This is a genomic window from Paenibacillus sp. FSL P4-0176 (genome assembly GCF_037975265.1).
Classification (GTDB): domain Bacteria; phylum Bacillota; class Bacilli; order Paenibacillales; family Paenibacillaceae; genus Paenibacillus; species Paenibacillus amylolyticus.
Window position 1 is genome coordinate 5,127,991 of record NZ_CP150242.1, and the last position, 23,039, is coordinate 5,151,029.

21 protein-coding genes and 1 other RNA gene are annotated in these 23,039 nt (G+C 46.9%); 3 read left to right on the forward strand and 19 right to left on the reverse strand.

From position 1 onward, the window contains the following. Positions 1 to 41 precede the first annotated feature (41 nt). Positions 42 to 752, forward strand: coding sequence for a TerC family protein (locus MKY95_RS23965; protein WP_036674816.1), 711 nt, complete (start codon positions 42 to 44; stop codon positions 750 to 752). Positions 753 to 875: 123 nt separating this feature from the next. Here the strand turns inward: MKY95_RS23965 and thiI are convergent, their stop codons facing one another. The 6 genes from thiI to MKY95_RS23995 form a co-directional block, all read right to left on the reverse strand. Beyond that, on the reverse strand, positions 876 to 2,117 hold the full coding sequence (thiI, locus tag MKY95_RS23970; RefSeq protein ID WP_036615288.1) for a tRNA uracil 4-sulfurtransferase ThiI: 1,242 nt from the start codon (positions 2,115 to 2,117) through the stop codon (positions 876 to 878). 5 nt (positions 2,118 to 2,122) lie between these two features. After that, positions 2,123 to 3,271: a cysteine desulfurase family protein gene (locus tag MKY95_RS23975; protein WP_076318864.1), complete on the reverse strand. Its 1,149-nt coding sequence runs from the start codon at positions 3,269 to 3,271 to the stop codon at positions 2,123 to 2,125. Positions 3,272 to 3,443: 172 nt separating this feature from the next. Further along, positions 3,444 to 4,196: a lytic transglycosylase domain-containing protein gene (locus MKY95_RS23980; RefSeq protein ID WP_047843770.1), complete on the reverse strand. Its 753-nt coding sequence runs from the start codon at positions 4,194 to 4,196 to the stop codon at positions 3,444 to 3,446. 190 nt (positions 4,197 to 4,386) lie between these two features. Next, positions 4,387 to 4,728, reverse strand: coding sequence for a hypothetical protein (locus MKY95_RS23985; protein WP_235193989.1), 342 nt, complete (start codon positions 4,726 to 4,728; stop codon positions 4,387 to 4,389). Positions 4,729 to 4,835: 107 nt separating this feature from the next. Next, positions 4,836 to 5,054 carry a DUF1540 domain-containing protein gene (locus MKY95_RS23990; RefSeq protein ID WP_074095869.1) on the reverse strand — a complete coding sequence of 73 codons (219 nt, stop codon included), beginning with the start codon at positions 5,052 to 5,054 and terminating at the stop codon, positions 4,836 to 4,838. 165 nt (positions 5,055 to 5,219) lie between these two features. Then, a complete protein-coding gene (locus tag MKY95_RS23995) occupies positions 5,220 to 5,726 on the reverse strand; it encodes a YpuI family protein (RefSeq protein ID WP_017687263.1) in 507 nt (168 codons plus the stop codon). A 283-nt stretch (positions 5,727 to 6,009) separates the two neighbouring features. On the opposite strand from MKY95_RS23995, the gene MKY95_RS24000 reads away from it, so the two are divergent. Continuing rightward, positions 6,010 to 7,884, forward strand: coding sequence for a S8 family peptidase (locus tag MKY95_RS24000; protein WP_076318863.1), 1,875 nt, complete (start codon positions 6,010 to 6,012; stop codon positions 7,882 to 7,884). A gap of 101 nt (positions 7,885 to 7,985) precedes the next feature. Here the strand turns inward: MKY95_RS24000 and MKY95_RS24005 are convergent, their stop codons facing one another. Next, on the reverse strand, positions 7,986 to 8,243 hold the full coding sequence (locus MKY95_RS24005) for a hypothetical protein (RefSeq protein WP_076318862.1): 258 nt from the start codon (positions 8,241 to 8,243) through the stop codon (positions 7,986 to 7,988). Positions 8,244 to 8,329: 86 nt separating this feature from the next. Then, complete coding sequence (locus tag MKY95_RS24010; RefSeq protein ID WP_076318861.1) at positions 8,330 to 9,850, reverse strand: PLP-dependent aminotransferase family protein; 1,521 nt, start codon at positions 9,848 to 9,850, stop codon at positions 8,330 to 8,332. Between the two features lie 107 nt (positions 9,851 to 9,957). Between MKY95_RS24010 and MKY95_RS24015 the strand changes: the two genes are divergently transcribed. Further along, positions 9,958 to 11,187, forward strand: a complete 1,230-nt coding sequence (locus MKY95_RS24015) for a PLP-dependent aminotransferase family protein (RefSeq protein WP_036615022.1) — start codon at positions 9,958 to 9,960, stop codon at positions 11,185 to 11,187. A 257-nt stretch (positions 11,188 to 11,444) separates the two neighbouring features. Here the strand turns inward: MKY95_RS24015 and rnpB are convergent. The 11 genes from rnpB to era all read right to left on the reverse strand — a co-directional run bounded on the left by rnpB (position 11,445) and on the right by era (position 23,015). After that, positions 11,445 to 11,854: RNase P RNA component class A (rnpB, locus tag MKY95_RS24020), an RNA gene on the reverse strand. A gap of 82 nt (positions 11,855 to 11,936) precedes the next feature. Next, positions 11,937 to 13,052, reverse strand: coding sequence for a Nif3-like dinuclear metal center hexameric protein (locus MKY95_RS24025; RefSeq protein WP_036615024.1), 1,116 nt, complete (start codon positions 13,050 to 13,052; stop codon positions 11,937 to 11,939). Next, positions 13,028 to 13,786: a class I SAM-dependent methyltransferase gene (locus MKY95_RS24030; RefSeq protein WP_036615026.1), complete on the reverse strand. Its 759-nt coding sequence runs from the start codon at positions 13,784 to 13,786 to the stop codon at positions 13,028 to 13,030. The genes MKY95_RS24025 and MKY95_RS24030 overlap by 25 nt, the downstream gene beginning before the upstream one ends. Positions 13,787 to 13,970: 184 nt before the next feature. Further along, on the reverse strand, positions 13,971 to 15,110 hold the full coding sequence (gene rpoD, locus MKY95_RS24035) for an RNA polymerase sigma factor RpoD (protein ID WP_017687256.1): 1,140 nt from the start codon (positions 15,108 to 15,110) through the stop codon (positions 13,971 to 13,973). 43 nt (positions 15,111 to 15,153) lie between these two features. Further along, positions 15,154 to 16,974, reverse strand: a complete 1,821-nt coding sequence (gene dnaG / locus MKY95_RS24040; RefSeq protein WP_036615029.1) for a DNA primase — start codon at positions 16,972 to 16,974, stop codon at positions 15,154 to 15,156. Between the two features lie 47 nt (positions 16,975 to 17,021). Further along, positions 17,022 to 17,510 carry a YaiI/YqxD family protein gene (locus MKY95_RS24045; RefSeq protein WP_047843776.1) on the reverse strand — a complete coding sequence of 163 codons (489 nt, stop codon included), beginning with the start codon at positions 17,508 to 17,510 and terminating at the stop codon, positions 17,022 to 17,024. Between the two features lie 208 nt (positions 17,511 to 17,718). Further along, positions 17,719 to 19,794: a glycine--tRNA ligase subunit beta gene (gene glyS, locus MKY95_RS24050; protein WP_036615031.1), complete on the reverse strand. Its 2,076-nt coding sequence runs from the start codon at positions 19,792 to 19,794 to the stop codon at positions 17,719 to 17,721. Continuing rightward, positions 19,787 to 20,674: a glycine--tRNA ligase subunit alpha gene (gene glyQ / locus MKY95_RS24055; RefSeq protein ID WP_017687252.1), complete on the reverse strand. Its 888-nt coding sequence runs from the start codon at positions 20,672 to 20,674 to the stop codon at positions 19,787 to 19,789. Before glyQ ends, glyS begins: the two co-directional genes overlap by 8 nt. Before the next feature lie 410 nt (positions 20,675 to 21,084). Next, on the reverse strand, positions 21,085 to 21,837 hold the full coding sequence (gene recO, locus MKY95_RS24060; RefSeq protein ID WP_036615032.1) for a DNA repair protein RecO: 753 nt from the start codon (positions 21,835 to 21,837) through the stop codon (positions 21,085 to 21,087). A gap of 33 nt (positions 21,838 to 21,870) precedes the next feature. Then, a complete protein-coding gene (locus MKY95_RS24065) occupies positions 21,871 to 22,011 on the reverse strand; it encodes a YqzL family protein (protein ID WP_074095877.1) in 141 nt (46 codons plus the stop codon). 104 nt (positions 22,012 to 22,115) lie between these two features. Continuing rightward, positions 22,116 to 23,015 carry a GTPase Era gene (gene era / locus MKY95_RS24070; RefSeq protein ID WP_017687248.1) on the reverse strand — a complete coding sequence of 300 codons (900 nt, stop codon included), beginning with the start codon at positions 23,013 to 23,015 and terminating at the stop codon, positions 22,116 to 22,118. Positions 23,016 to 23,039: the final 24 nt, after the last annotated feature.

A 23,039-nucleotide genomic window follows, 5' to 3' on the forward strand; every position in this document is an offset into this window, starting at 1 on the left:
ATTCTTAATGATTGAACCGTATATAAGGAGTGACATATATCATGGAGCTATTTAGTCCCACATTCTGGCTGGCTTTGCTGAACGTTGTCTTTATTGATCTAATTCTGGCTGGGGATAATGCCATCGTCATTGGTCTCGCAGCTCGAAACTTGCACCCTTCCGTGCAGAAAAAGGCGATTCTATATGGAACTGGCGGCGCACTTTTGATTCGAATTTTAGCAACAGTTGTTGTTTTATGGTTGCTTAAAGTTCCGTGGCTCTTGCTTGTGGGAGGCATACTTCTGATCTGGATTGCCTATAAATTATTGGCGGATCAGGGAGATGAACACAATAATGTCCAGGCGGGAACTTCCTTGTGGACCGCTATTCGTACCATCGTGATTGCGGATGCAGCCATGGGATTAGATAACGTGATTGCAGTTGCTGGAGCAGCGCAGCAGCATCTCGTGCTTGTCATCCTTGGACTCCTGATTAGTGTACCTATTATCGTCTGGGGCAGTACCCTGTTTATCAAGCTAATTAATCACTTTCCTTGGATCATCTATGTCGGAGCCATTGTTCTCGGGTATACGGCTTCCAATATGATCACCGAGGAACAGCGACTCTTGCCTTACTTTACGGAACATCCGGCATTGCGCATTCTCTTCATCGTTGTGGTTATTGCAGGTGTAGTCTTTGCAGGTTATCGCAAACGCTCCAGCAGTTCCAGCCACAAGGGATCTGGCGGGGAGCAGCAGCGCTCCTATTCGTAGGCTAATTTAAACTAAAAATTTCATCTGAATACAGCAAAGGACTGAACGATATTTCATCGAACAGTCCTTTTTTTGCAGTTAACATAGCCCTTATTATGTCAGCCATGCTAATTTTTATAGAGTTTAGAACCAGTCATCCTTCATGCCATTGTCGCCTGTCGGATTCGTTACCACAGAAGTTTCACCGGCGTGCAGTGTGATCGTTTCAGTTTGTTCCACCGCCTGATCCACCCATTCTGACAGATGGCTCATTGTTGATTCTATTTTATCCACAATTCGAAGATTTGGATTGGTTGAAGGTGACTTTGGCACAAAGAGAGTGCAGCAATCCTCATATGGCAAAATAGAAATGTCATACGTTCCGATCTGTTTGGACAGGGTAATGATCTCCTGTTTATCCATCATAACCAGTGGTCGCAACAGTGGCAGATCCGTCGCACGACCAATGACATTCATACTCGGAAGAGTCTGACTCGCTACTTGGCCCAAGCTATCCCCGGTGATCAGTGCTAATGCCCGCTCACGCTCGGCAAGTTTGGATGCAATTCGCAGCATTGAACGTCGCATCAGCGTAATAATCAGATTATCCTGACCCAGTTGAGTAAATGCCGTTTGAATCTCTGTAAATGGAACCAGATGCAGCTTGATTGTTCCTGCATGATCAGCAAGGGCACGTGCCAAATCAATGACTTTCTCTTTGGCGCGCTCGCTTGTGAACGGGTAACTGTAAAAATGTACACATTCCACTTCAAGTCCACGGCGCATGGAAGACCATGCTGCCACCGGGCTGTCTATTCCACCTGATAGCAGTACCATTGCTTTGCCATTCGTACCCAGTGGAAAGCCGCCTACTGCCGGAATGGTTTCGTTGAAAATATAGGTACCCTGATCCCGAATTTCCACTCGCAGTTCAATATCAGGTTGACGAACATCAACACTTAATTGCTGAAACTTCCGAAGAATCGGGGAACCGACCAAATGGTTCATTTCATGGGAAGAGTTCGGGAACTCCTTCCATACCCGCCTTACATTTACCTTGAATGTGGTGCCTTCTTTGAATTCGTCTTCCCTTTCGTCCATAAACGCAACTGCGGTTTTCACAATCTCATCAAGCTCAGATGGAGTAACTTTAACCGGACTAATCGACATCACACCAAATACCCGCTTCAGCACCTTAATCAGTTCAGTATGTGATTCACCGCCAAGATCCACATAGACACGGCCATATTCTTTGCGAAGGCTCGCTCCTGGATAAGGTTTAAGCAAAGCTTTCACCTGTGTAATGATCGTTTTCTCAAATCGGGCACGATTTTTCCCTTTTAACATAAACTCTCCGAAACGGAGAAGCAGCATATCATATTTCATATCCATTACATCCGCCTTTCGAGGGGCCGCAACTGCGCCACCATCTGATGTAAAGCCTGTTCAAGCAAGGCTACATCTTCTTCTGTATGTTCATCTCCAAGACTAATACGCAATCCGCCAACAGCACAAGCTGCATCTCTGCCCATCGCAAGTAGAGCCCGACTCGGTTCAGCCGAACGCGAAGAACAGGCAGATTGGGTCGATATGGTTACGCCAAGTTGCTCCAAGGTGTGCAGCGCCACTTCTGCCTTCATCCCGGGATAGGAGAAGTGTACAATATGAGGTGCACCCTCTGGGCGACTGTTCAATTCAAATTCAGGAATGGCACGTATCGTTTCCATCAATCGATCACGGAGCACCGTTGTACGCCGGGCAAAATCAACCTGATCTTCTGCTGCCATTCGCATAGCCTTTGCCATGCCTACCAGCAAGGCCACGTTTTCTGTGCCTGCTCTTAGGCCTTGCTCCTGTGATCCTCCTGACAATAGTGGCGTAAGCTCCACTCCACTTCGAACATACAGGAGACCTGCTCCCTTCGGTCCACGAATCTTGTGAGCAGACAGACTGTACAGATCTGCACCCCAAGCGGCAGGTGTCGCCTCCATTTTCCCAAAACCCTGAACACCATCCACATGGAAAAGCACCCGTGGTGCTTTCTTTTTGAGCTGTTTGCCAATCTCTGCAATCGGATGGATGGCTCCTGTTTCATTGTTTACATGCATCAGACTTACAAGCACCGTGTCGGGCCTGATCGCGTCTACGACCTGCTGAGCGTTCACTACTCCATCGGAATTCACAGGAACTAATGTCACATTCCATCCCCACTGCTGCAATTGCATAACACTTTCATACACCGAGGCATGCTCGGTAGCCGTAGTGATGATATGTCTGCCTCGTGACTGATAACGTAATGCCGCACCTTTTATCGCAAGATTGTTACTCTCGGTGGCACCGGAAGTAAATACAATCTCTTCAGGCTTAACGCCGATTGCAGCAGCGCATCCAGATCGAGCACGACGCAGCAACTGATCGGCACGCTCTCCATACCCATGGATGGAGGACGGATTACCGAATTGTGTCTCCATAATTTCGGCCATCGTACGAATCACATCAGGATGGGGAGGTGTGGTTGCAGCATAATCAAAATATTTCAAATGAGGTTAGACCTCCCTTATCTCTTCGTTCTTGAACCTACAGTGAGCATTGTAACACGATACCCATACAACACAAAAAGACCAACCGGGAACAGGCGTTTCAAGCGCTTCTGCTCCCACATTTGATCTCATCCTGTCTACCATGTGTTTTCACAACTGTCTATCTGTGAGTTTAGATCACATATTTCGACTGTGCCTTCTCCACCTTGGAGATATAATTCTGAGTTTCGGAAGGCAAACGGTTAAGTACACTCATCAGTTCGCTATCACTCGACACGCCCAGACGTGAAACACGCCCTGGCCCTGCATTATATGCAGCAAGTGCCATCTTCACTTCTCCACCGAAACGCTGGAGCTGAAGGGAAAGATACCTCGTACCCGCATCAATGTTCTGGGCAGGGTCAAATGAATTACTCACACCCAGCCCTGCAGCCGTGCCATCCATTAATTGCATGAGCCCTTTGGCACCGGCAGAGGACACCACATTTGGGTTAAAATTGGACTCTGTGTCAATGACGGCCTTGATCAATGATTCAGGAACACCGTATTTGGCACTTGCCTCGGCAATCAAAGATTCATAATCCGTAGGTACAGATGCACCTGAATCCACGATTCCTGTATTGGATGAAGATAATAAAGACTCAACGATGTTATTGGAGACAGAGGACGATCCTGCCGTATTTATATCTGGATTGTACGTGCTTCCGAGTTGCAGCCACAACAGACCATCACTGGATCTTTTGGAGACCGTAGCGGTAGAATCTGTATTGCTCGTCGAATTGGCACCCGTACCTAACAGCCCGTCCATCACATTGGCGAAATCCACTGTTGAACCAGCATCCGATTGTGATCCACTGGTTTGGTTATTCACATTGGACAATTGCAGTTCCAACAACTGCCGCGATCCGCTTGGATCAATCTGCATGAGTTATACCCACTCCCGTATAATTAAGCGTATTATGACCTTATTCTACATCGTTTTACAGCAAGGTTCCATTGTTTTCAAAAAAATATATGAATCTCTCCACATAACCTGCGCATATACGAAAAAAACCTTCTGTAATTCACCGCATTTGGGTGAGAACAGAAGGCTTTTGAATGAATCATTTTACACGTTAACGAGCGAATGGAATCATGAAAAAATAACTCAGCGTAGCTACAACACCCAGTCCAATGGACCAGGCTCCCGCTGTCTTACGACCATTCACATAGGCATAGTAACCCAGTACGGCTGCGGCCGGTCCAAGTACGATTGACCACATAAACAAAGACGCGATCCCGAAGGCAAGTCCCATGTAACCCGCAACCTTGCCTGTTGATTCCATGACCCGGTCTGCCTCATGCTTCTCAGGTACAGGCTCTGCCCGTTCGGTACCTCCAGTTCTTACGACAGTCGGAGGAGCGACCTCTGCCCCGTATTCTTCCCGATGTGCTTTTCTGGGATAATCGACGCGCATACGCTGTTTTTCACCGTCAACATTGATTTTAGGGCGATCCTGCAAATTAAACTTATTATCGTCATTTTTCATTGGGAAGCACCTCCGTTATGAATAGGGATGACTGCTCACTTGGGTTTGAACGTGTGACAGCATGTTGCAGAGGATGTGCGTGCATGATCATGGTGATCGGAGTCAAATGTCTCACCGGCAAATTCCTCATGCAGACGACGGGTGGCATGTTGGTCGATGTCAATCATGATGGCATCAGCGTGGCAGAAGTTGTTCTCCCCCCAAAAGTTGCAGTTGGAGACGCTGCATTTGACAATTGGTTTGTCTTGGCTCATTTTTTATCACCTCGACTACTATTGTCTCCCCGCCACAAACCTGATATTCCCCGTCAAAATGCCAGATGATGACATGATCACACCTCGTCTGATTCTCACTAAAAACACAAAAAAACCGCCACAAGGGCGGTTTCGTCCAATTTCATATTCAGGTTTAAACGTTAATTAGGCGTGATTCCGTTGATTTTGCATACGGCGCTGAGTCAGGTAATCACTTTCATAATATGCCAGATCATCGCGCAATTCTTCGTACGTTTTGGAAACCTCAAGAATGACATCCCGTACTGCACGGATTGGCTTGTCACGGAAACGAATGGCATCTTGTCCTGTGTAAGCGTATCTTCCGTCTTCGGAATAACATTCATTTTTGGGATAGAAAAAGCTGTTTACGCATTGGTGATACGTATTATAAAGAGCCTTTTCGGCAAAATCGACATCAAAGTTGGCACGACGCAGCACAACGCCAAGTTTTTCGTAAGAAACTTCAGAAAAAACGAGCAAATGACGGAGATCTGAAAGAAATCCTTTGTAGAAGGCTGTTGATTCTTCCGTCTGATTCTGATCCAGTTCAGGCAAAGCATTCTCATTCAAAAAATTTTCAATCCGATCGATAGCCGGTTTTAACTTTTCCCTAGTTGACTCACATGTTTTCTGTACATTGGCTGCTGACATAAAGGTAGCTCCCCCTTAAATAAGTCCTTACATATAGGTCGGCCAACGGTGGTTTTCCCCTGACCTTTGAATTCTCAGCTATAATCCTACCATAAAAAGATGACGAGCGGTATCCCTTAATCATGCTTTCAGCTTCTGCCGTTAAACATGCCTATTATACGCAGTTAGACTCGAACCCGCCTGCATAAAAATATCCGCTTTTTCTAACGATAGATATGACCAGTGACAACGACGAAGCACTGTTAATGATTGTCCAAAATGAACGAAGGAGGTTCCATCCACCATGTCCAGACCGAAATGGATTAACTGGGCCCTTGCAGCTGGTGCAGGAGCACTCGCTCTGACACTCCTGCTTCCAACATCCAATCGTCCCGAACCTAAGCCAGGTGCCCTGTCTGACTCTGCTCATGAGGAGCACACGAGTAAACAGCGTCTGAAAGTGCAGGATGTCAAAGCAACCGATCTTCTGACCCGTATGGATGCCAAGCAACATCTCAGTATCATGCTGGAGAAAACCGCCACAATGAATGCTTCGCAGGTTAGCCGATATGTGAATGATCTCCAAAGTTCACATGAACATATCAGATCCATTCATCTCATGAATACCAATGGCTCTTTTAACAAGCCCTTTGATCACGCCTCCACACAAGGAAGCAAGTTGGAACAACAGAAGCTTCAACATTCGCTCAACCTTGCCAAAAAAGCGGTAAACAAACGTCAAAGTTTTGAATCCTCTTCTTTTCCTTTGGGAAAAGAAAAATATTTTGTTATGGGGCAACCCTCCAAAGATGGCAAAAGAGCTGTAATTGCCTTGTTCAGTCAGAACGTATTAAATGCTGTTGAACAACATCAGCGCAAAAATCTGCGCATGATCCCTTATCCGCGTGAGGGTAAATTCAAAATTGAGTCTGTTCACCCGGATACGCTTAACGAAATCACAGTAAAAACTGGACATGATAATGCAAATGCCAGTCATTTTTATGAAAATGAAATCGTCATCCGTTTTCGCCAAGATCCCGGTGAACGGGATATGCGTATCATTAAATCCGATCTGAGAGCGCAATCTGCGCGCAAGCTGGGATACACGTATGTTTTTCGGTCAGAACATATGAGTTACAAACAATTGCATAGTTATTTCGAAAGCAAATGGAATCCACTCTATATGGAGCCCCACTATATGTATTTAACCAATGATACTGTAACTGAACAAACAGATGTAACGATACCCAATGACATTTTGTTCTCCGATTATCAGTGGAACCTGCCTGCGATTGAGACAAACAGAGGTTGGAATATTACCAAGGGAAACAAAGATGTCATCGTAGCAGTAGTTGATACGGGGGTTGATATGAATCACCCTGACCTGAAGGGCAAGCTCCTTGAGGGTTATAATGTGGTCGAGCCGGGAAGCCAACCGATGGATGATGTGGGACATGGAACACACGTCGCAGGCATTATCGGCGCTATTGTCAACAATAATGAAGGCGTGGCAGGCATGAGCTGGTATAACAAGGTACTACCGGTTAAAGTACTCGACAACTCAGGTTCTGGTACCACGTATGCCGTTGCCGAAGGCATCATCTGGGCAGCCGATCATGGAGCCAAAGTTATCAACATGAGTCTCGGCAATTATGCTGATGCGCAATTTCTTCATGATGCCATTAAATACGCTTTTGACCGGGATATCGTCCTGATTGCAGCCACGGGGAACGATAATACCGAGCGTCCAGGATACCCTGCTGCTTATCCGGAAGTATTTGCCGTATCTGCTACGGACCCGGATATGAGCAAAGCTTCCTATTCCAACTACGGGGACTATGTGGATGTGATGGCTCCGGGGTCCAGTATCGCCAGTACCTATCCAAACAATCAGTATGCGGCCTTGTCTGGAACGTCCATGGCTAGCCCTCATGTAGCCGCACTTGCAGGTTTGATTCGTTCGTTGAACCCGGACTTGACCAACACGGAAGTGATGGATTTGATGCGCCAAAGTGTTATTGACCTCGGTGATCCGGGTCACGACAAGTATTTCGGCTATGGCCAAATCGATGTCTATAAGGCACTGCAAGCCGCATCAGGCAACAGCGCTCCTTTGCAGTTCTGGCCGCAACATGTCAGACAACAAATGGATAATACGATGAAAAAGTATACGCAGTAAGCGTAATGAGGAAAATCTGTAAAAAATACAAAAGCAGCTGCGCCCCGGGGCGTACGCTGCTCTTTTGGTTTATATCCAATTCCCCGGGGCACCCGCTGCGATTAGCGTTTGCGAGAAGATGTGCGGGTTTTGCTTGATTTTTTCACGGATTTTTTCTTCGGATTATGGCTGGATACATAGCAAGGGTCTTCTTCTTTAACAACAACAGGATACATGTGGTGATGAATCGGAACACAGTGATGTTTTTTGATCACTTCAATCGGGTGGATTACAGGCACGATTTGTGGGATGTAATAATCCTCAACAACCTGGATCGGGTCACAGACAATCGGGCAAAGCGGTGGACAGTAATGGTTCATTTCAAAACCAACTCCCTTTCTGGTGATACTATAACCTATTGCAACAGAGCGAAAGTGGATTGGATGTATGTCCATAGTCCGAAAAATTATATGAGCGGTAGCCTGTCCGCCACTGTCCCACCCTGCCCAGGTGTTACTCTGTCAATGACTTGGCACAGTACACGAAGTCCTTCACACAAAAGCTCAACGTTTGTTACCGTGAAGCAGATACGCAGACTTGGTGTATCCATCTCCCCTACATAACAGGCTGAACCGGGGAGGAAAGAGACCCCTGCAGCAAGTGACTGATGATGCAACTCACGCATATCCAAGTTACTTGGAAGTTGGAGCCACAGATTGAGTCCTCCCTCTGGCAAGCGCCATTGCACGCCCATAGTAGCATGCTCTTCCAGCACTTCAGATGCTGCGCACAAGCGAGAATACAATTCATCCCTCAATCGGGATACATAGGCACCGTACTGATTCTGAATGAAAGATTGCAGTGCCTTTTGTGTAAGCAGCGGACTCCCCAGATCCGCCGTAGATTTCGCGGCCACAAGCCGGGTCAATACACTTCCGTCTGCGATGGCGCAGGCTATACGGCAACCGGGAGACAACACCTTGCTGAAGCTTTTAATATATACGACATGACCTGTCCCATCCATCGATTTAATGGAAGCCGGGGGAGGGTCCCGAAAATAAAGATCTGCAAACGGATCATCCTCCAGAATGAGGCAGTGGTAGCTTTGCGCGAGATTAAGAAGTTGTGCTCGTCTTCTTGCACTCATCGTGATACCTGTTGGATTGTGATAGGTCGGGATCGTATAGATCAGCTTGGGCGGATAGGTATCACATAATCGGGTCAACAGATCAATACGCATGCCTTCGTCATCCATTGGGACCGTAATGATCTTCGCGCCTCTACTCGTAAATACATCAATGGCTCCGGTATAGCTTGGTGCCTCCATGTATACAACATCCCCAGGTCCGACAAAAGTTCGTGCCACAAGATCGATTCCCTGCTGAGCACCACTTGTAATTAACATGCGTTCAGGTGCAGCCTGTAGTCCACGCTCGGCAAAATGTTCGGCCAAGATCTGTCTAAGCTCACGATCCCCCTGAAAAGACCCGTAAGCTGCCATACGCTCTGTATGATCAGAGGAGAGTCGGTAGGCGCTGTCGATAATCTCTCGTGTAGGCAACAGTTCAGGCTGAATCGCTGACATATGAAGTTCATACCGCACTTGAGGTGACGTATCAAAATGTCTCCAGAGCTGGGCTCGCGGTAAATAATCCACCAGTGCCATCTGCCAATTCCATGACGTACTGGATTCACCGTTGGCATTGTTTCGCTGCGTTCGGTCCACATCCTCCATCTGATCCACGTTCAATGTACCTCTCACATAACAACCTTTCCCCTGGGAGCAGGTGATCAATTGAATCGCTTCAAGTTCAGCATACGCTTTGGATACAGTGACCAGGCTGACACCCAAATCAGCGGTCATTTTGCGAACAGAAGGAAGTCGGGTTCCGGGTTCAATGAGTCCTGATCTGATGCGATCGGCAATCGTTAGCGCAATCTGCACGTACAATTTGGTACTGCTTCCCCGCTTTAATTCAATATGCATATGTGCTCCCCCAACTGTTATGATCTTCATTTTACTGTTATAGTGTAGTCCGTCTATTATAGTTTATAATATCAGTATAACAGTGAATAACAGGAGATGAGAATAACATGAGTATCCCTTGGTCCAAAATGGCACAAAACACCCCGTCCTCTGTCGTTCGCGATATGCTCCAGGCCGCTCAGGCACCTGGAATGATCTCTCTAGCCGGTGGATTACCAGCCCAGACTTCATTCCCACTGGAAGCCATCCGCGTTGCATATGAAAAAGTATTTATGAGCGGAGCAGCCGCTCTTCAATATGCGGAGACTGAGGGTTACCGTCCTCTTCGCGCCAAAATCGCCGAACGTCTTGAATCCAAGGGCATTCCCGCTTCACCCGATCACATGCTTCTCACTACGGGTTCACAGCAATCCATTGACTTGGTTTGCCGCATCCTTCTCGACCCGGGTGACCGCGTACTGGTGGAATCACCAACCTACCTCGCTGCTCTGCAAGTCATTCATTCCTATCAGGCTGAATCTCACGGCGTAGCCTGTGATGATCACGGCATGTTGCCTGAATCTCTGGAGGAACAGCTCCAGTTGCATCGTCCAAAACTTGTTTATATTAATCCCACGTTCTCCAATCCTACGGGAAAAGTATGGTCGCGAGAAAGAAGACAGCAGGCTGTGGATCTGTGCCGCAAGTATGGTGTACTCATTCTGGAAGATGATCCCTATGGTGAAATTCGGTTTAATCCAGAGCAATTGGATGTCCCTGCTCTCGCAGAACTGGATGCAGTATCCTATGACGGCCCTTCCAACGTTATTTACACCAGTACATTCTCCAAAACGGTAGCACCTGGCCTTCGTACGGGCTGGATACTGGCTGCCCCCGATATTGTCAAAATGGCAGCACGAGCCAAACAAGGTGCCGACTTGCACTCCAGTAGCATTGACCAAAGAGCGCTTCATGCACTGCTTGAATCTTTCGATCTGGATGCGCATATCCGCCATATTTCAGAGGATTACGAACAACGCATGAAAACATTGACTACTCTTATGGCAGCCAAAGCTTGGGAAGGCATCTCGTGGAATTCACCTCAAGGTGGCATGTTCTTGTGGCTGCAACTGCCTGAAGGCATGCTTGCAAGCAATCTGTTCACTTATGGTATCCAGGAGAAAGTGTGCATTGTCCCTGGTGATTCCTTCTATGCAGGTACACCAGAGTTAAACCGCATGCGGATCAACTTTACTCATACGGACCCTGAGCTCCTTCCGGAAGCCGTGGAAAGAATGGATCGCGCCATCCAACGTTGGCATGCTTCCTTAACATCCGACAGTGTTGTTACACTGTAATGAACTGTCATAAACGTTTCACTATTCCATTAGCGTATGAAGGTTAATAAATTGATATGAGAAACAAAAATAAGGCGGCAGGCCCGAGAATCTCGGAACTGCCGCCTTATTTTTATAGAACCTGTTATCAACAGGAGTTAAGTTTTTTTAGATGTTCATGGGTCCTTCTGATCAGTCAGGCCATCGGATGATTCATACGAGTTGTCCTCGACTGATAGGTGGACTACATTGTGTTGCAATAGTGTTGTTGTTGCAGTTAGGAAAGCTTACCGTAAGCCGGGTTCTGTGCTCTTCGTGGTTCATACGGGAACTACCCTCCCACCAGAAGCGACAATCATCTATCTAGGCCATACATTGCTGCACAGCTCAAGCGACCAACCTAGACACACCTCGGGCTAAGGTTGCCTCCTCCGAAGAGGCGGCTGTGTCCCATTAGGTCTTGCTCCAGATGGGGTTTACCAGGAACGAAGTCACCAGCGTTCCTCGGGGTCTCTTACACCTCGGTTCCATCCTTGCCTGTGCCGGAAAATCCGGCCATCGGCGGTCCATTTCTGTGGCACTATCCTTCAACTCGCGCTGACTGGACGTTATCCAGCATCCTGCCCTGTGGAGCCCGGACTTTCCTCTCGTGGCAACGAAGGCCACCAGCGATTGTCTGTCAAGCTTTCCGAACAACATTACATAGTATACAGGCATTTAGGTTCCCAGACAAGCTTAATATTACTGGGAGCTGCACAGCAACGGTCTTTTTAGATAAACTGGAATACTTCCGTATTTACCTCAGAAGCCGTAACTTGCGTATCATATCGTTTTTCTTCCAAACGGGAACGAAGCCAATCCGCTGTTTTTGGTTTCATAATCTTCTCGGAATTATGTCCCGGGTCGATGATACACATACCTGCCATTAACGCATCATGAGCCGTGTGATAATCAATATCTCCGGTCACAATAACATCCGCACCTTTGAAGCGGGCAGTCAGCGCGTAACGGCTGCCAGAGCCGCCAAGAACCGCTGCTTTTTTGATCTGCTTGTTCAGATCTCCTACTACCCGCACATGAGGCACATTGAATTGGGTCTTCACGACCTCCACTAGCTCACCTAATGTCTTAGGATCCCTAAGGGGTCCCAAGCGTCCCAGACCGAGCGTACGGCCCTTTAAATCCATTGCATAGAGGTCATAGGCCACTTCCTCATACGGATGAGCCTTAAGCATCGCCTGAACGACCTTACTTCTCAGACTTTGGGGTACGATGGTCTCAATACGCATTTCTTCCACACGTTCCATCTGCCCTTGGGTACCGATAAACGGTTGAGTCCCTTCACCAGGTACAAATGTTCCTGTACCTTCCGTGTTAAAGCTGCACTTGTTGTATTGACCGATACTCCCCGCTCCGGCTTCCAGAATGGCCTGAAGAACCTGTTCATGATGGGTACGAGGCACAAAGACAGCCAGCTTGTACAGATGATCTGTGTGTACATCTTCCAGCGATTCTTTACTCTCGATGCCAAGTGCCTCGGCCATCCAGTCATTCATACCACCCTCGGCCACATCCAGGTTTGTATGACTGATATAGACAGCAATATCATGCTTAATCAGCTTTTCATACAATTTACCCATAGGTGTATCTGTACTCAGTGACTTAACCGGACGGAAAATGATGGCGTGATGAGCGATAATCAGGTTGGCTCCAATGCGAATCGCTTCGTCCACCACTTCATCCGTCACATCCAAAGCTACTAACACGTGACGGATTTCTTTTTGCAAACTGCCGAGCTGGAGACCAATGCGGTCATCCGGTACAGCCAGATGTTTTGGAGCGAGTTGCTCCATCAGTTGAATTACAGTTTGACCTTTGGCAAACATGCCAAAACCTCCTTCAAGTTTGCGATAAGACGCTCTACCTCAGCCGCCTTGTCCCGGGAAGAATCCTGATCGGATTTGGAGATGGAGTTAACAACCCCTTGCAGTTTGACGATCTCACTTTCCCATTTGGCAAAAAATACATCCGTTGGTCGATCAACCAAATAAGGCCCCATCCGTAGCAGCAAATCTTCCGTCAATTCTGCCCCGCCTTGAAGCGGACGTGCACGATACACCTCTACATTGGCAATCGGGCTTACAGATTGTGGCATCGCCGTTATAATCTCATAAATCTTGCCATCTTCTTCGAGCAACTGTTCTGCTACAACCACCCAGTGATGCTCCAGTAACCAGCGTCTGAGGATATCCTCACCCACATTTGGTTGCAAAATAAGTAACTGGACTCCTTCCAGTTTGGATAAACCTCTGTCCAAAATAGAAGCAATCAAGGCACCGCCCATACCTGCAATGGTGATGACATCCACTTCACCCGCAGAGATCACATCAAGACCGTCTCCACGACGCACCGTGATTTTTTCTTTCAGGCCAGCATCACTGACTTGTTTGCATGCAGCATCATAAGGGCCAGGATTGACTTCCCCGGCTACTGCACTTGCAGCTTTCCCACTGCGGATTGCGGCTACTGGCAGCAACGCGTGGTCTGAACCGATATCAGCCATGCGGCTGCCATCGGGAATTTGATCATGTATTCGCTGTAATCGATTCGAAAGTTTCATGAAGCACCTACACCATTCATTTAATTTATTGATTTGCATTGAACAAGGAAAAGCGATAAAATAAAATCCAATAAAACATTTCAAGGATGAATTTCCAAAACCAAGAAATCAAGACGTTTAAATTAAAAATAAAGGAGACCCCGCCGCCGCTAAAGCGTCTTGCGGAAAGTCTCCCATAGTTCGATTATTCGAGGAAATCCTTGAGTCGTTTACTACGACTCGGGTGACGCAACTTACGAAGAGCCTTAGCTTCGATCTGACGAATACGCTCACGCGTAACACCAAATACCTTGCCGACTTCCTCCAGCGTTCTCGTCCGTCCATCGTCCAGACCAAAACGTAGACGAAGCACGTTCTCTTCACGTTCAGTCAATGTATCCAATACATCTTCGAGCTGTTCTTTCAGCAACTCATACGCAGCAGCATCCGCCGGAGCAAGTGCTTCCTGATCCTCAATGAAGTCACCCAGATGGGAATCATCTTCCTCACCAATCGGTGTTTCCAGAGAAACCGGTTCCTGTGCAATCTTCGTAATTTCACGAACTTTCTCTACACTCAGATCCATCTCAGCAGCGATTTCTTCTGGTGTCGGTTCACGCCCAAGTTCCTGCAACAGCTGACGGGATACCCGGATCAGCTTATTAATCGTCTCCACCATGTGCACAGGGATACGAATTGTACGCGCCTGGTCAGCAATAGCACGAGTGATCGCTTGGCGAATCCACCATGTTGCATACGTACTGAACTTGTATCCTTTTTTGTGGTCGAACTTCTCAACCGCTTTGATCAGACCCATATTACCTTCCTGAATCAAATCAAGGAACAACATTCCACGTCCAACGTAACGCTTGGCGATACTGACAACGAGTCGTAAGTTAGCTTCAGCCAGACGACGCTTGGCTTCTTCATCCCCGTTCTCAATCCGTTTAGCCAGTTGTACTTCATCATCTGCCGACAACAGTGGCACACGACCAATTTCCTTGAGGTACATACGGACAGGGTCATTGATTTTGATACCTGGCGGCAAGCTCAGATCATCATCAAAGTGGAATTCGTCCTCTCCCTCTCTGGTGTTGTTCTCGGAATCTTCACTAGGACGAAGTGTAACCTCTTCATTATTTTCATTCACTACATCGATACCCAGATCGCTCAGTTGCTCATAGAACTCATCCATTTGCTCTGCATCCTGCTCAAAAGGAGAGAGTTTCTCTATAATTTCCTTGTAATTCAGCGAAGCTCTTTTCTTACCTGATTCAATCAATTGATCTTTAACCTGATCCAGTGTCAATTCTGTTTCTAGTTCAGTATGCTGATCATTCGCCATAATTCGACTCCCTCCTCCCTAGAAACATCTAATCATCAGACGTTCACTGTCTCTCTAGGGCAATCATTTCAATTGCAATCTGTGCCGCGCGTACAGAATCACCTGCCCGCTCTGCAGCAATCATTTCTTCTTTTTTCAAATCGTACTCTTTCTTACGCGGATGCTTCAGCACTTCCCTGATGCAATCATCGAGCATTTGAATACTCCATTCACCTGGACCATCCATCATCGAGATTGAACTAACCGTCTTTTCCAGGCGATCGTCATGCAGTGAAGACATAAAACGGCTTGTATCCGACGGTTTGCCTTGCGCATAGTAGGCATATAGATAAGCAGCAATAGCTGCATGATCATCCAAGTTAAAAGCTTCACCAAGATGCTCATTCACGTACTGGGCAGCCTCATCATCCTGCAACATCCAGGCAATCAGTTTGCGTTCGGCAGCGTGATAAGCCGGCAACAGATTGGGTGTAGGCACCTGCCTATTTTGTTGCCTACCATTATTCCACCTTTTCGGGTTATTATCCCCAAACTGGAGGTTATTTTTCATCGCCTCCCGTTCTTCATTACACTCCTGCTTCAATGTTTCGAACGATACGTCCACTTCTGCAGCCAGTTCACGAAGATACACTTCCCTTTCTGTTGGAGAAGGTAAGGGTGCAATCAACTTTACTGCTTCTTTCGAATAGGCGATTTGTCCGCCACCCTCTAGCAGTATATGGCTTTTTTTTAAGTTTATAAGTTTAAATTTTGTAGTTGTCACGGCACCGTCCACAATCTGGTTTCGGAACCGTTCACCACCATGCTTCCGGATAAAATCATCCGGGTCAAGTCCCTCGGGAATGAGAGCCACTTTGACCTGCAATCCAGCTTCCTCAAGAATAGGGAAGTTTTTGAGTGCAGCAGCCTGTCCTGCTCTGTCGCCGTCATAACATATGATGACTTCGTCGCACATCCCTTTGAGCATCAGTGCCTGATTCTCGGTTAACGCAGTGCCCATTGCCGCTACACCATTCTGGATATCCTGGTCCCATGCGGAGATGACATCACCATATCCCTCGAACAAAATGGCTTGTCTTTGTTTGCGAATTGCATTCTTGGCATGATGCAGATTATAGAGAACACGGCTTTTGTTAAATAACCGGGTTTCCGGTGAATTTAGATACTTCGGTTGCCCATCTCCCAATATGCGTCCTGCAAATGCAATCGGCTTGCCGCTCCTGCCATTAATCGGGAACATAATCCGGTCTCGGAATCGATCAACATATCCCTGACCTTCATTTCGGGGTGACAGAAGTCCACCCTTTTCCATCTCTTCGAGTGGATAGTTACGTTTCTCAAGAAATTGTACCAGTGTGTCCCAACGATTTGGTGCGAAACCAATCTGGAACTGGTCAATCAACTTGTCGCCAAAACCTCTTGAGCGTAAATACTCCATGGCTGACTTGCCGTGCTCTGTATTTTTCAACAAAAAATGATACAGCTTCGCGGTAAGCTCATAAGCCTCCAACAGACGTTCTGTCTCCGGATTCACATGAGCAGATTCACGCCCTTGCCAGTCCCCCATAGAGATGTGACTTTCTTCCGCCATCGTTTTGACAGCCTCGGGAAAGGATAACCCTTCGATTTCCATCCTGAATTTGATGGCATTTCCGCCCGTGCCGCAACCGTAGCAGTAGAAAATTTGTTTCTCAGGTGTAACGGTGAACGAAGGCGTCTTCTCGGAATGAAAAGGACAGAGGCCTTTCATATACTTCCCCTGTTTGGTCAGATGCACAAATCGGCTCACCGTATCGACAATATCATTCTGCTGTAACACCGATTCAATAATACTTTCGGGTATACCGCCTTGTCCGGTACTCATCTCTGGCCACCTTCATCTCTTCAACACGTAAATATAATTCGATAAACTTACACATTCTCCTGCAAATCTTTTAAAAGTTTTGTCAGTTTATGTTGAAACATTTCTCGATCCTGCTCTGTGAAAGGCTTTGGGCCTTTCCCGTAATGGCCTCTTTTTCGTGCTTTGGCCGCAGTATGACGAGAATCCAACATGAAATCAATGTCACGATCGTTGAACTCACGACCACGAAAGGACAAAACATAACAACGTTTGCCAAGCGCAAGTGCCGCAAGTCCATAGTCCTGAGTGATAACCACATCATATGGCTTAATATGATTAGCAATATACAGGTCTGCGCTCTGATCACTGCGATCCACTTGCACGGTTCGTACCCCTTCTCCTCCTTGAAGCAAATGATCAAATGAAGAGACTAACAATACGGGGATGTTGAAAAGGCGAGCTGTTTGCGCAATCTCGGTTTTGACCGGGCAAGCATCACCATCCACAACAATGTGGCGTATATTTAACTCACTCAAACCCAGACCACCCGGTTTCATAAAATAGCTGCATATTGTTATATACGACCCCGGCCAGGCAAAATCCTTCTGCCGGAACGAGGGAAATCAAAGGCTAAAATACGGAGCGGTTGTCAAAAATACAATTCACAACCCGTTCCGTATATTTATACCCTCATATATCCTTCTTTAATACTGAATTTTAGCTTTGCGCCAAGTCTGTGGAAAAGGACTCATGAAATTCGCCCAATTACCAAACCAACTTGGAAAAATCAGCAAATCCTTTCAAGTCACGATCAATAGCCGCGAGTAAGGCAAGTCGGTTCGCCCGAACAGCTTCATCTTCAGCCATAACCATGACCGAATCGAAGAATGAGGTAATACCATCCTTCCAGGCAGATGCAATAGCCAGTGCTTCAGCAGCATGATGCTGAGTCAACGCCTGACGATATTCTGCATTCGTTTTGCTCCATGCCTCATGTAACTGACGTTCTCCATCTTCTGTGAACAGTTCTGGATGTACGGAAGCATTGGATGCTTTGGCCGCCAGATTACCCACACGGTTGAACGATTCAACCGTTGTTTTGAATGCGTCTCCTGTCATAACAGCCGCCATCAACGCTTCACCTTTTGGTACAACAGCGCTGATATCATCGAATCCGGAAGAAATTACGGCATCCACTACGTCGTAGCGAACTGTTTCGGACAACAATTTTTTCACACGAAGACCAAAGAAGTCTTGCAGATCTTTACGAACCTCTTCATCTGCACGTTTCAACAGGTTCATCTGGGCATGCACTTGAAGTGCTACTCCGAACACGTCTGACAATGTCAGCGGAAGCTTGTGATCCAGCAAAATCTGTACAATACCTGCAGCCTGACGGCGCAGCGCATACGGATCTTGAGAACCCGTTGGAATAATGTTGATGGAGAAACAACCCACGATTGTATCCATTTTGTCCGCAGCACTCACAATGGCACCAACAAGAGAAGCAGGGGATTGATCTCCAGCGAAACGTGGCTGATAGTGTTCAAATACCGCTTTGGCCACTTCTTCTTTTTCGCCAGCTTTACGAGCGTAATCCTCACCCATCACACCTTGCAGTTCCGGGAATTCTCCCACCATCAGTGTCACCAGATCGAATTTGCAGATATCTGCTGAGCGGCTAACGGATTCAGCAACATCACCGGATACTTGCAGTTTGGTAGCAAGTCCATCGGCAATCTTGCGAATACGACGCACTTTATCTCCAACCGTTCCCAATTCTTCCTGGAAGACGATACTTTCCAGCTTCGACAATGCATCCTTAATCTGTAGCTTCTGATCTTCCTCATAGAAGAACTTGGCATCAGACAGACGTGCACGCAGAACTTTTTCATTCCCTTTGGCAATAACGTCCAGTGAATCACTTCCACCGTTACGTACCGTCACGAAGAATGGCAACAATTGTCCTTCATTGTCCAGTACAGGGAAATAACGCTGATGCTCACGCATGGAAGTAATCAATACTTCTTGTGGAATATTCAAGAATGAGGAGTCAAATGTCCCGAACAATACGGTAGGTGTTTCCACCAGGAACAGAACTTCCTCCAGCAAGTCTTCCTTAATCGCGATATCCCATTTTTTCTCCGCAGCCAGTGCCTGAATCTGGGATACAATCATCTGTTCACGTTCCTGGATATCAGCAATGACATGTTCGGAACGCAACACTTCCACGTATGAAGACGGAGTGGAGATCACAGCCTCCTTACCGAGGAAACGATGTCCGCGAGTTACATTACCCGACTTAATACCTGTCACTTCCAGATCGATAACCTCACTGCCGAGCATAGCCACAATCCAGCGGATTGGACGTACAAATTTGAAATCATAGGAAGCCCAACGCATGAATTTTGGGAACGTCATGGCATGTAATACAGAAAGTAATCCTTCGCCAACTACAGAAGCCGTCTCCACACCTTTGCTGCTCTTCGTTGCATAGATATATTCGACACCGTTCAGTTCCTTGAACGTGAACTGGTCCGGTTCAACACCTTGACTGCGGGCGAATCCGAGTGCAGCCTTGCTCCAATTGCCACTGTCGTCCAGGGCAATTTTGCGTGAAGGACCTTTCACTTCTTCCTCGATATCTTCCTGCTTTTCAGCCACATTGTGAATCAAAACAGCCAGACGGCGCGGTGTAGCATATGCATTCACTTCACCATAAGCAATGCGGGATGCGTCAAGCCATTTCACGACACGCTCTTGCAGCTGTGCGATTGCTGTGCGCATAAAGCGTGCAGGTACTTCTTCCAACCCGATTTCGAACAATAGATCCTTAGACATGCTCGGCTCCCCCTTTCTTGATCAGCGGGAAGCCTAGCTTCTCACGCTCTTCCATATATGTTGCAGCGACTTGGCGAGCCAGATTACGAACACGTGTGATGTAACCCGTACGTTCCGTTACACTGATGGCTCCACGTGCATCCAACAGGTTGAACGTGTGGGAACATTTCAGCACATAGTCATATGCCGGGAATACCAGATGCTGCGCCATGGCCTTGTTTGCTTCTTCTTCATGCATGTTGAAGAGTGTAAACAGCATTTTGACATCAGATACTTCAAACGTATATTTAGAGTGTTCGAATTCTGGCTGACGGAATACATCACCATAAGTGATACCTTCCACCCATTCCAGATCAAACACATTCTCTTTATCTTGAATGTAAGAAGCCAAACGCTCCATACCATACGTAATTTCAACAGCTACCGGATTTGTCTCGATCCCACCGACCTGTTGGAAATACGTAAATTGTGTAATTTCCATTCCGTCCAACCATACTTCCCAACCAAGACCTGCACAACCAAGGGAAGGATTCTCCCAGTTATCTTCAACAAACCGAATATCATGTTTGAGCGGATCAATGCCAAGACGTTTCAGACTTTCCAGGTAAATTTCCTGAATATTGTCCGGAGAAGGCTTGATGATGACCTGGAACTGATGATGCTGGTACAGCCGGTTAGGGTTCTCACCATAACGTCCGTCCGAAGGACGACGGGAAGGCTCCACATAGGCCACTTTCCAAGGTTCGGGTCCAAGCGAGCGTAAAAAGGTCATCGGGTTCATCGTACCTGCCCCTTTTTCCGTATCGTATGGCTGGACAATAATACAGTTATGCTCGGCCCAGAATTGTTGCAGCGTTAGAATCATCTGCTGAAAATTCATAATCATGCTCCTTTTCAATGGTTTGTTAGCAAGCTTAGGACGGTGAAGACAACAATAAATAGCCCCCGTCCTACGCCTGTTGTACAGACGTAGGGACGAGAGCTATTCCCGCGGTTCCACCCTACTTGGCTTAGATCAAACAAGATGATCCTGTTCGTTCCAGCCCACTTTTCCGTGTCCATTCATGCTCCCGAGTGCCGTTTCAAAAACCGATTCAGCCAGGCTCCCACCATCCCCGACTCGCTCATTCATGATTCCCAAGTGTTATACAACGACTTGTCTCCATAAATGTAATAAATCCAGTCTTTTACTTTCTCGTTCAATGCATGTCTCATAAAGAGAAATTATATTTCATAATATATAAAATCTAGTATGAAGTCAAGATATAGTTTCACTTCCACCAAAACGCCTCAAATCCCGTACTTCTCCATCTGATCGAGGAAAGAACGGGATTTAAGATTCAGACCAAGCTGATGATCCATAAAGGCACGCATCAACTTTTTGATCTCATCACGGGTAGATTCACTCACAGATATATTCCCCAAGCGCTGCAGATCCAACTGTGCGAACAAACGCAACAACTTCAGAGCCTTTGGACTAACTGACATCGCTGGAGGATCGAAATGTTTGCATGCTCGACACAAGACGCCACCAAGTCTGGGACTTATAAACAACTGCTCATCTGGTCGCTCCTGGTTGCAGGAGATGCACTCATCGAACTGTGGACCATATCCGGATGCCTGTAATATTTTCATTTCGTACAGACTTATAATAACAACCGGATCTTTCTCTTCCTTCAACGCCTGCAAACACGCCTTTAACTGTTTGAACCAAAATGTACCTGTTTCCTCATCCTGAAGCACCCGATCCAATAGTTCACACGCATAAGAGGCATAAGAGGCCTTGACCAGATCTTCACGCAACTCATGATAGGATTCAACGATTTCTCCAGCATTCAGTGTACCTAGACCCGTATTGCGAAAATAAACATATTGACCAAACGTAAACGGCTGCACCAGTGCAGCATGTCGGCTCTTGGGCTTTTTGGCACCGCGGACGAGTACCCCTACTTTCCCGCCGCTTTCGGTGCAAAGTGTAATGATTTTGTTCCCTTCGCCGTAGTCCATGCTGCGGATGACAATGCCTTCCACCCTGTATAGCATGCCTCGTCACCTAACCATTCCCGAATCAGCCAGTTATCCTTCGGCTTCTTCATCTTCAATCACTTCCCTTGCATTATCCGACTCCTGTCCTAACGAGTTACACGCCTCGGTATATAACAAATAGGACTCCACGTCCCCCGTCATCGCAAAAACCTTCCACGAAAAATCTCGCATCGGAATTTCATCCTCTCTTCGGAAATGACGTCTGCATCTACCAAATAGGATGGAGTCTTGCAAGGTAAACTATGTGTTGCAATTACTGGATACAACTCGGATGATCAGTCGCGCCCGAAGCCAAGATCACGCAGAACTCGATCCTGATTTCTCCAGTCCTTTTTCACTTTGACCCACAGATCCATGAAAATTTTGGAGCCAAGCAAGTTTTGAATGTCATGTCGAGCTCGTTTACCCACTTCTTTCAGAAGGGCACCTTGCTTGCCGATAATGATCCCTTTTTGCGAATCCCGTTCCACAAATATGACAGCTGAGATATAAACGACACCGTTATCTTGCACTTTCATATCTTCGATCGTTACAGCAATGGAGTGAGGCACTTCTTCACGAGTCATTTGCAGAATTTTCTCACGAATCAACTCGGCACATACAAACTGCTCCGGATGGTCAGTAACCTGGTCGTCAGGATAGTACTGTGGACCTTCAGGCAGATACTTGCCGAGCTGTTCCAGTAATGTGCTGACATTATTGCCATGCTTGGCAGACACAGGCACAATTTCAGCGAAATCGTGTAATTTGCGATACTCTTCAATAAGTGGTAACAGCGCTTCCGGCTCAATTTTGTCAATTTTGTTCATAACGAGAATGACAGGCGTACGGATATTTTTCAGCTGTTCCGCAATATAGCGGTCACCACCGCCCATTCCTTCGGAAGCATCAATCAAGAATAAGGCTGCTTCTACTTCACTCAGTGTGTTCAAAGCGGTCTGGTTCATATAATCGCCTAATTTGGACTGACGTTTATGAATCCCTGGTGTATCCAGAAAAACGATCTGTTGATTGTCCGATGTATATACACCGTGAATTTTATTACGGGTTGTTTGCGGCTTGTCCGACATAATTGCAATTTTCTGTCCGATGACTTGGTTCATCAAAGTGGATTTACCAACGTTTGGACGTCCGATAATGGCTACAAAACCGGATTTGAATTTTTGTTTTTTCATATGTTCCTCCTCAGGCGCCTAGGC

Bases quoted from the DNA above. Each gene is read 5' to 3' on its own strand.
- MKY95_RS23965 (WP_036674816.1), top strand. From the start codon at position 42: ATGGAGCTATTTAGTCCCACATTCTGGCTGGCTTTGCTGAACGTTGTC.
- thiI (WP_036615288.1), bottom strand. From the start codon at position 2,117: ATGAAATATGATATGCTGCTTCTCCGTTTCGGAGAGTTTATGTTAAAA.
- MKY95_RS23980 (WP_047843770.1), bottom strand. From the start codon at position 4,196: ATGCAGATTGATCCAAGCGGATCGCGGCAGTTGTTGGAACTGCAATTG.
- MKY95_RS23985 (WP_235193989.1), bottom strand. From the start codon at position 4,728: ATGCGCGTCGATTATCCCAGAAAAGCACATCGGGAAGAATACGGGGCA.
- MKY95_RS23990 (WP_074095869.1), bottom strand. From the start codon at position 5,054: ATGAGCCAAGACAAACCAATTGTCAAATGCAGCGTCTCCAACTGCAAC.
- MKY95_RS23995 (WP_017687263.1), bottom strand. From the start codon at position 5,726: ATGTCAGCAGCCAATGTACAGAAAACATGTGAGTCAACTAGGGAAAAG.
- MKY95_RS24000 (WP_076318863.1), top strand. From the start codon at position 6,010: ATGTCCAGACCGAAATGGATTAACTGGGCCCTTGCAGCTGGTGCAGGA.
- MKY95_RS24005 (WP_076318862.1), bottom strand. From the start codon at position 8,243: ATGAACCATTACTGTCCACCGCTTTGCCCGATTGTCTGTGACCCGATC.
- MKY95_RS24010 (WP_076318861.1), bottom strand. From the start codon at position 9,850: ATGCATATTGAATTAAAGCGGGGAAGCAGTACCAAATTGTACGTGCAG.
- MKY95_RS24015 (WP_036615022.1), top strand. From the start codon at position 9,958: ATGAGTATCCCTTGGTCCAAAATGGCACAAAACACCCCGTCCTCTGTC.
- MKY95_RS24025 (WP_036615024.1), bottom strand. From the start codon at position 13,052: ATGTTTGCCAAAGGTCAAACTGTAATTCAACTGATGGAGCAACTCGCT.
- MKY95_RS24030 (WP_036615026.1), bottom strand. From the start codon at position 13,786: ATGAAACTTTCGAATCGATTACAGCGAATACATGATCAAATTCCCGAT.
- rpoD (WP_017687256.1), bottom strand. From the start codon at position 15,110: ATGGCGAATGATCAGCATACTGAACTAGAAACAGAATTGACACTGGAT.
- dnaG (WP_036615029.1), bottom strand. From the start codon at position 16,974: ATGAGTACCGGACAAGGCGGTATACCCGAAAGTATTATTGAATCGGTG.
- MKY95_RS24045 (WP_047843776.1), bottom strand. From the start codon at position 17,510: ATGAAACCGGGTGGTCTGGGTTTGAGTGAGTTAAATATACGCCACATT.
- glyS (WP_036615031.1), bottom strand. From the start codon at position 19,794: ATGTCTAAGGATCTATTGTTCGAAATCGGGTTGGAAGAAGTACCTGCA.
- glyQ (WP_017687252.1), bottom strand. From the start codon at position 20,674: ATGAATTTTCAGCAGATGATTCTAACGCTGCAACAATTCTGGGCCGAG.
- recO (WP_036615032.1), bottom strand. From the start codon at position 21,837: ATGCTATACAGGGTGGAAGGCATTGTCATCCGCAGCATGGACTACGGC.
- MKY95_RS24065 (WP_074095877.1), bottom strand. From the start codon at position 22,011: ATGCGAGATTTTTCGTGGAAGGTTTTTGCGATGACGGGGGACGTGGAG.
- era (WP_017687248.1), bottom strand. From the start codon at position 23,015: ATGAAAAAACAAAAATTCAAATCCGGTTTTGTAGCCATTATCGGACGT.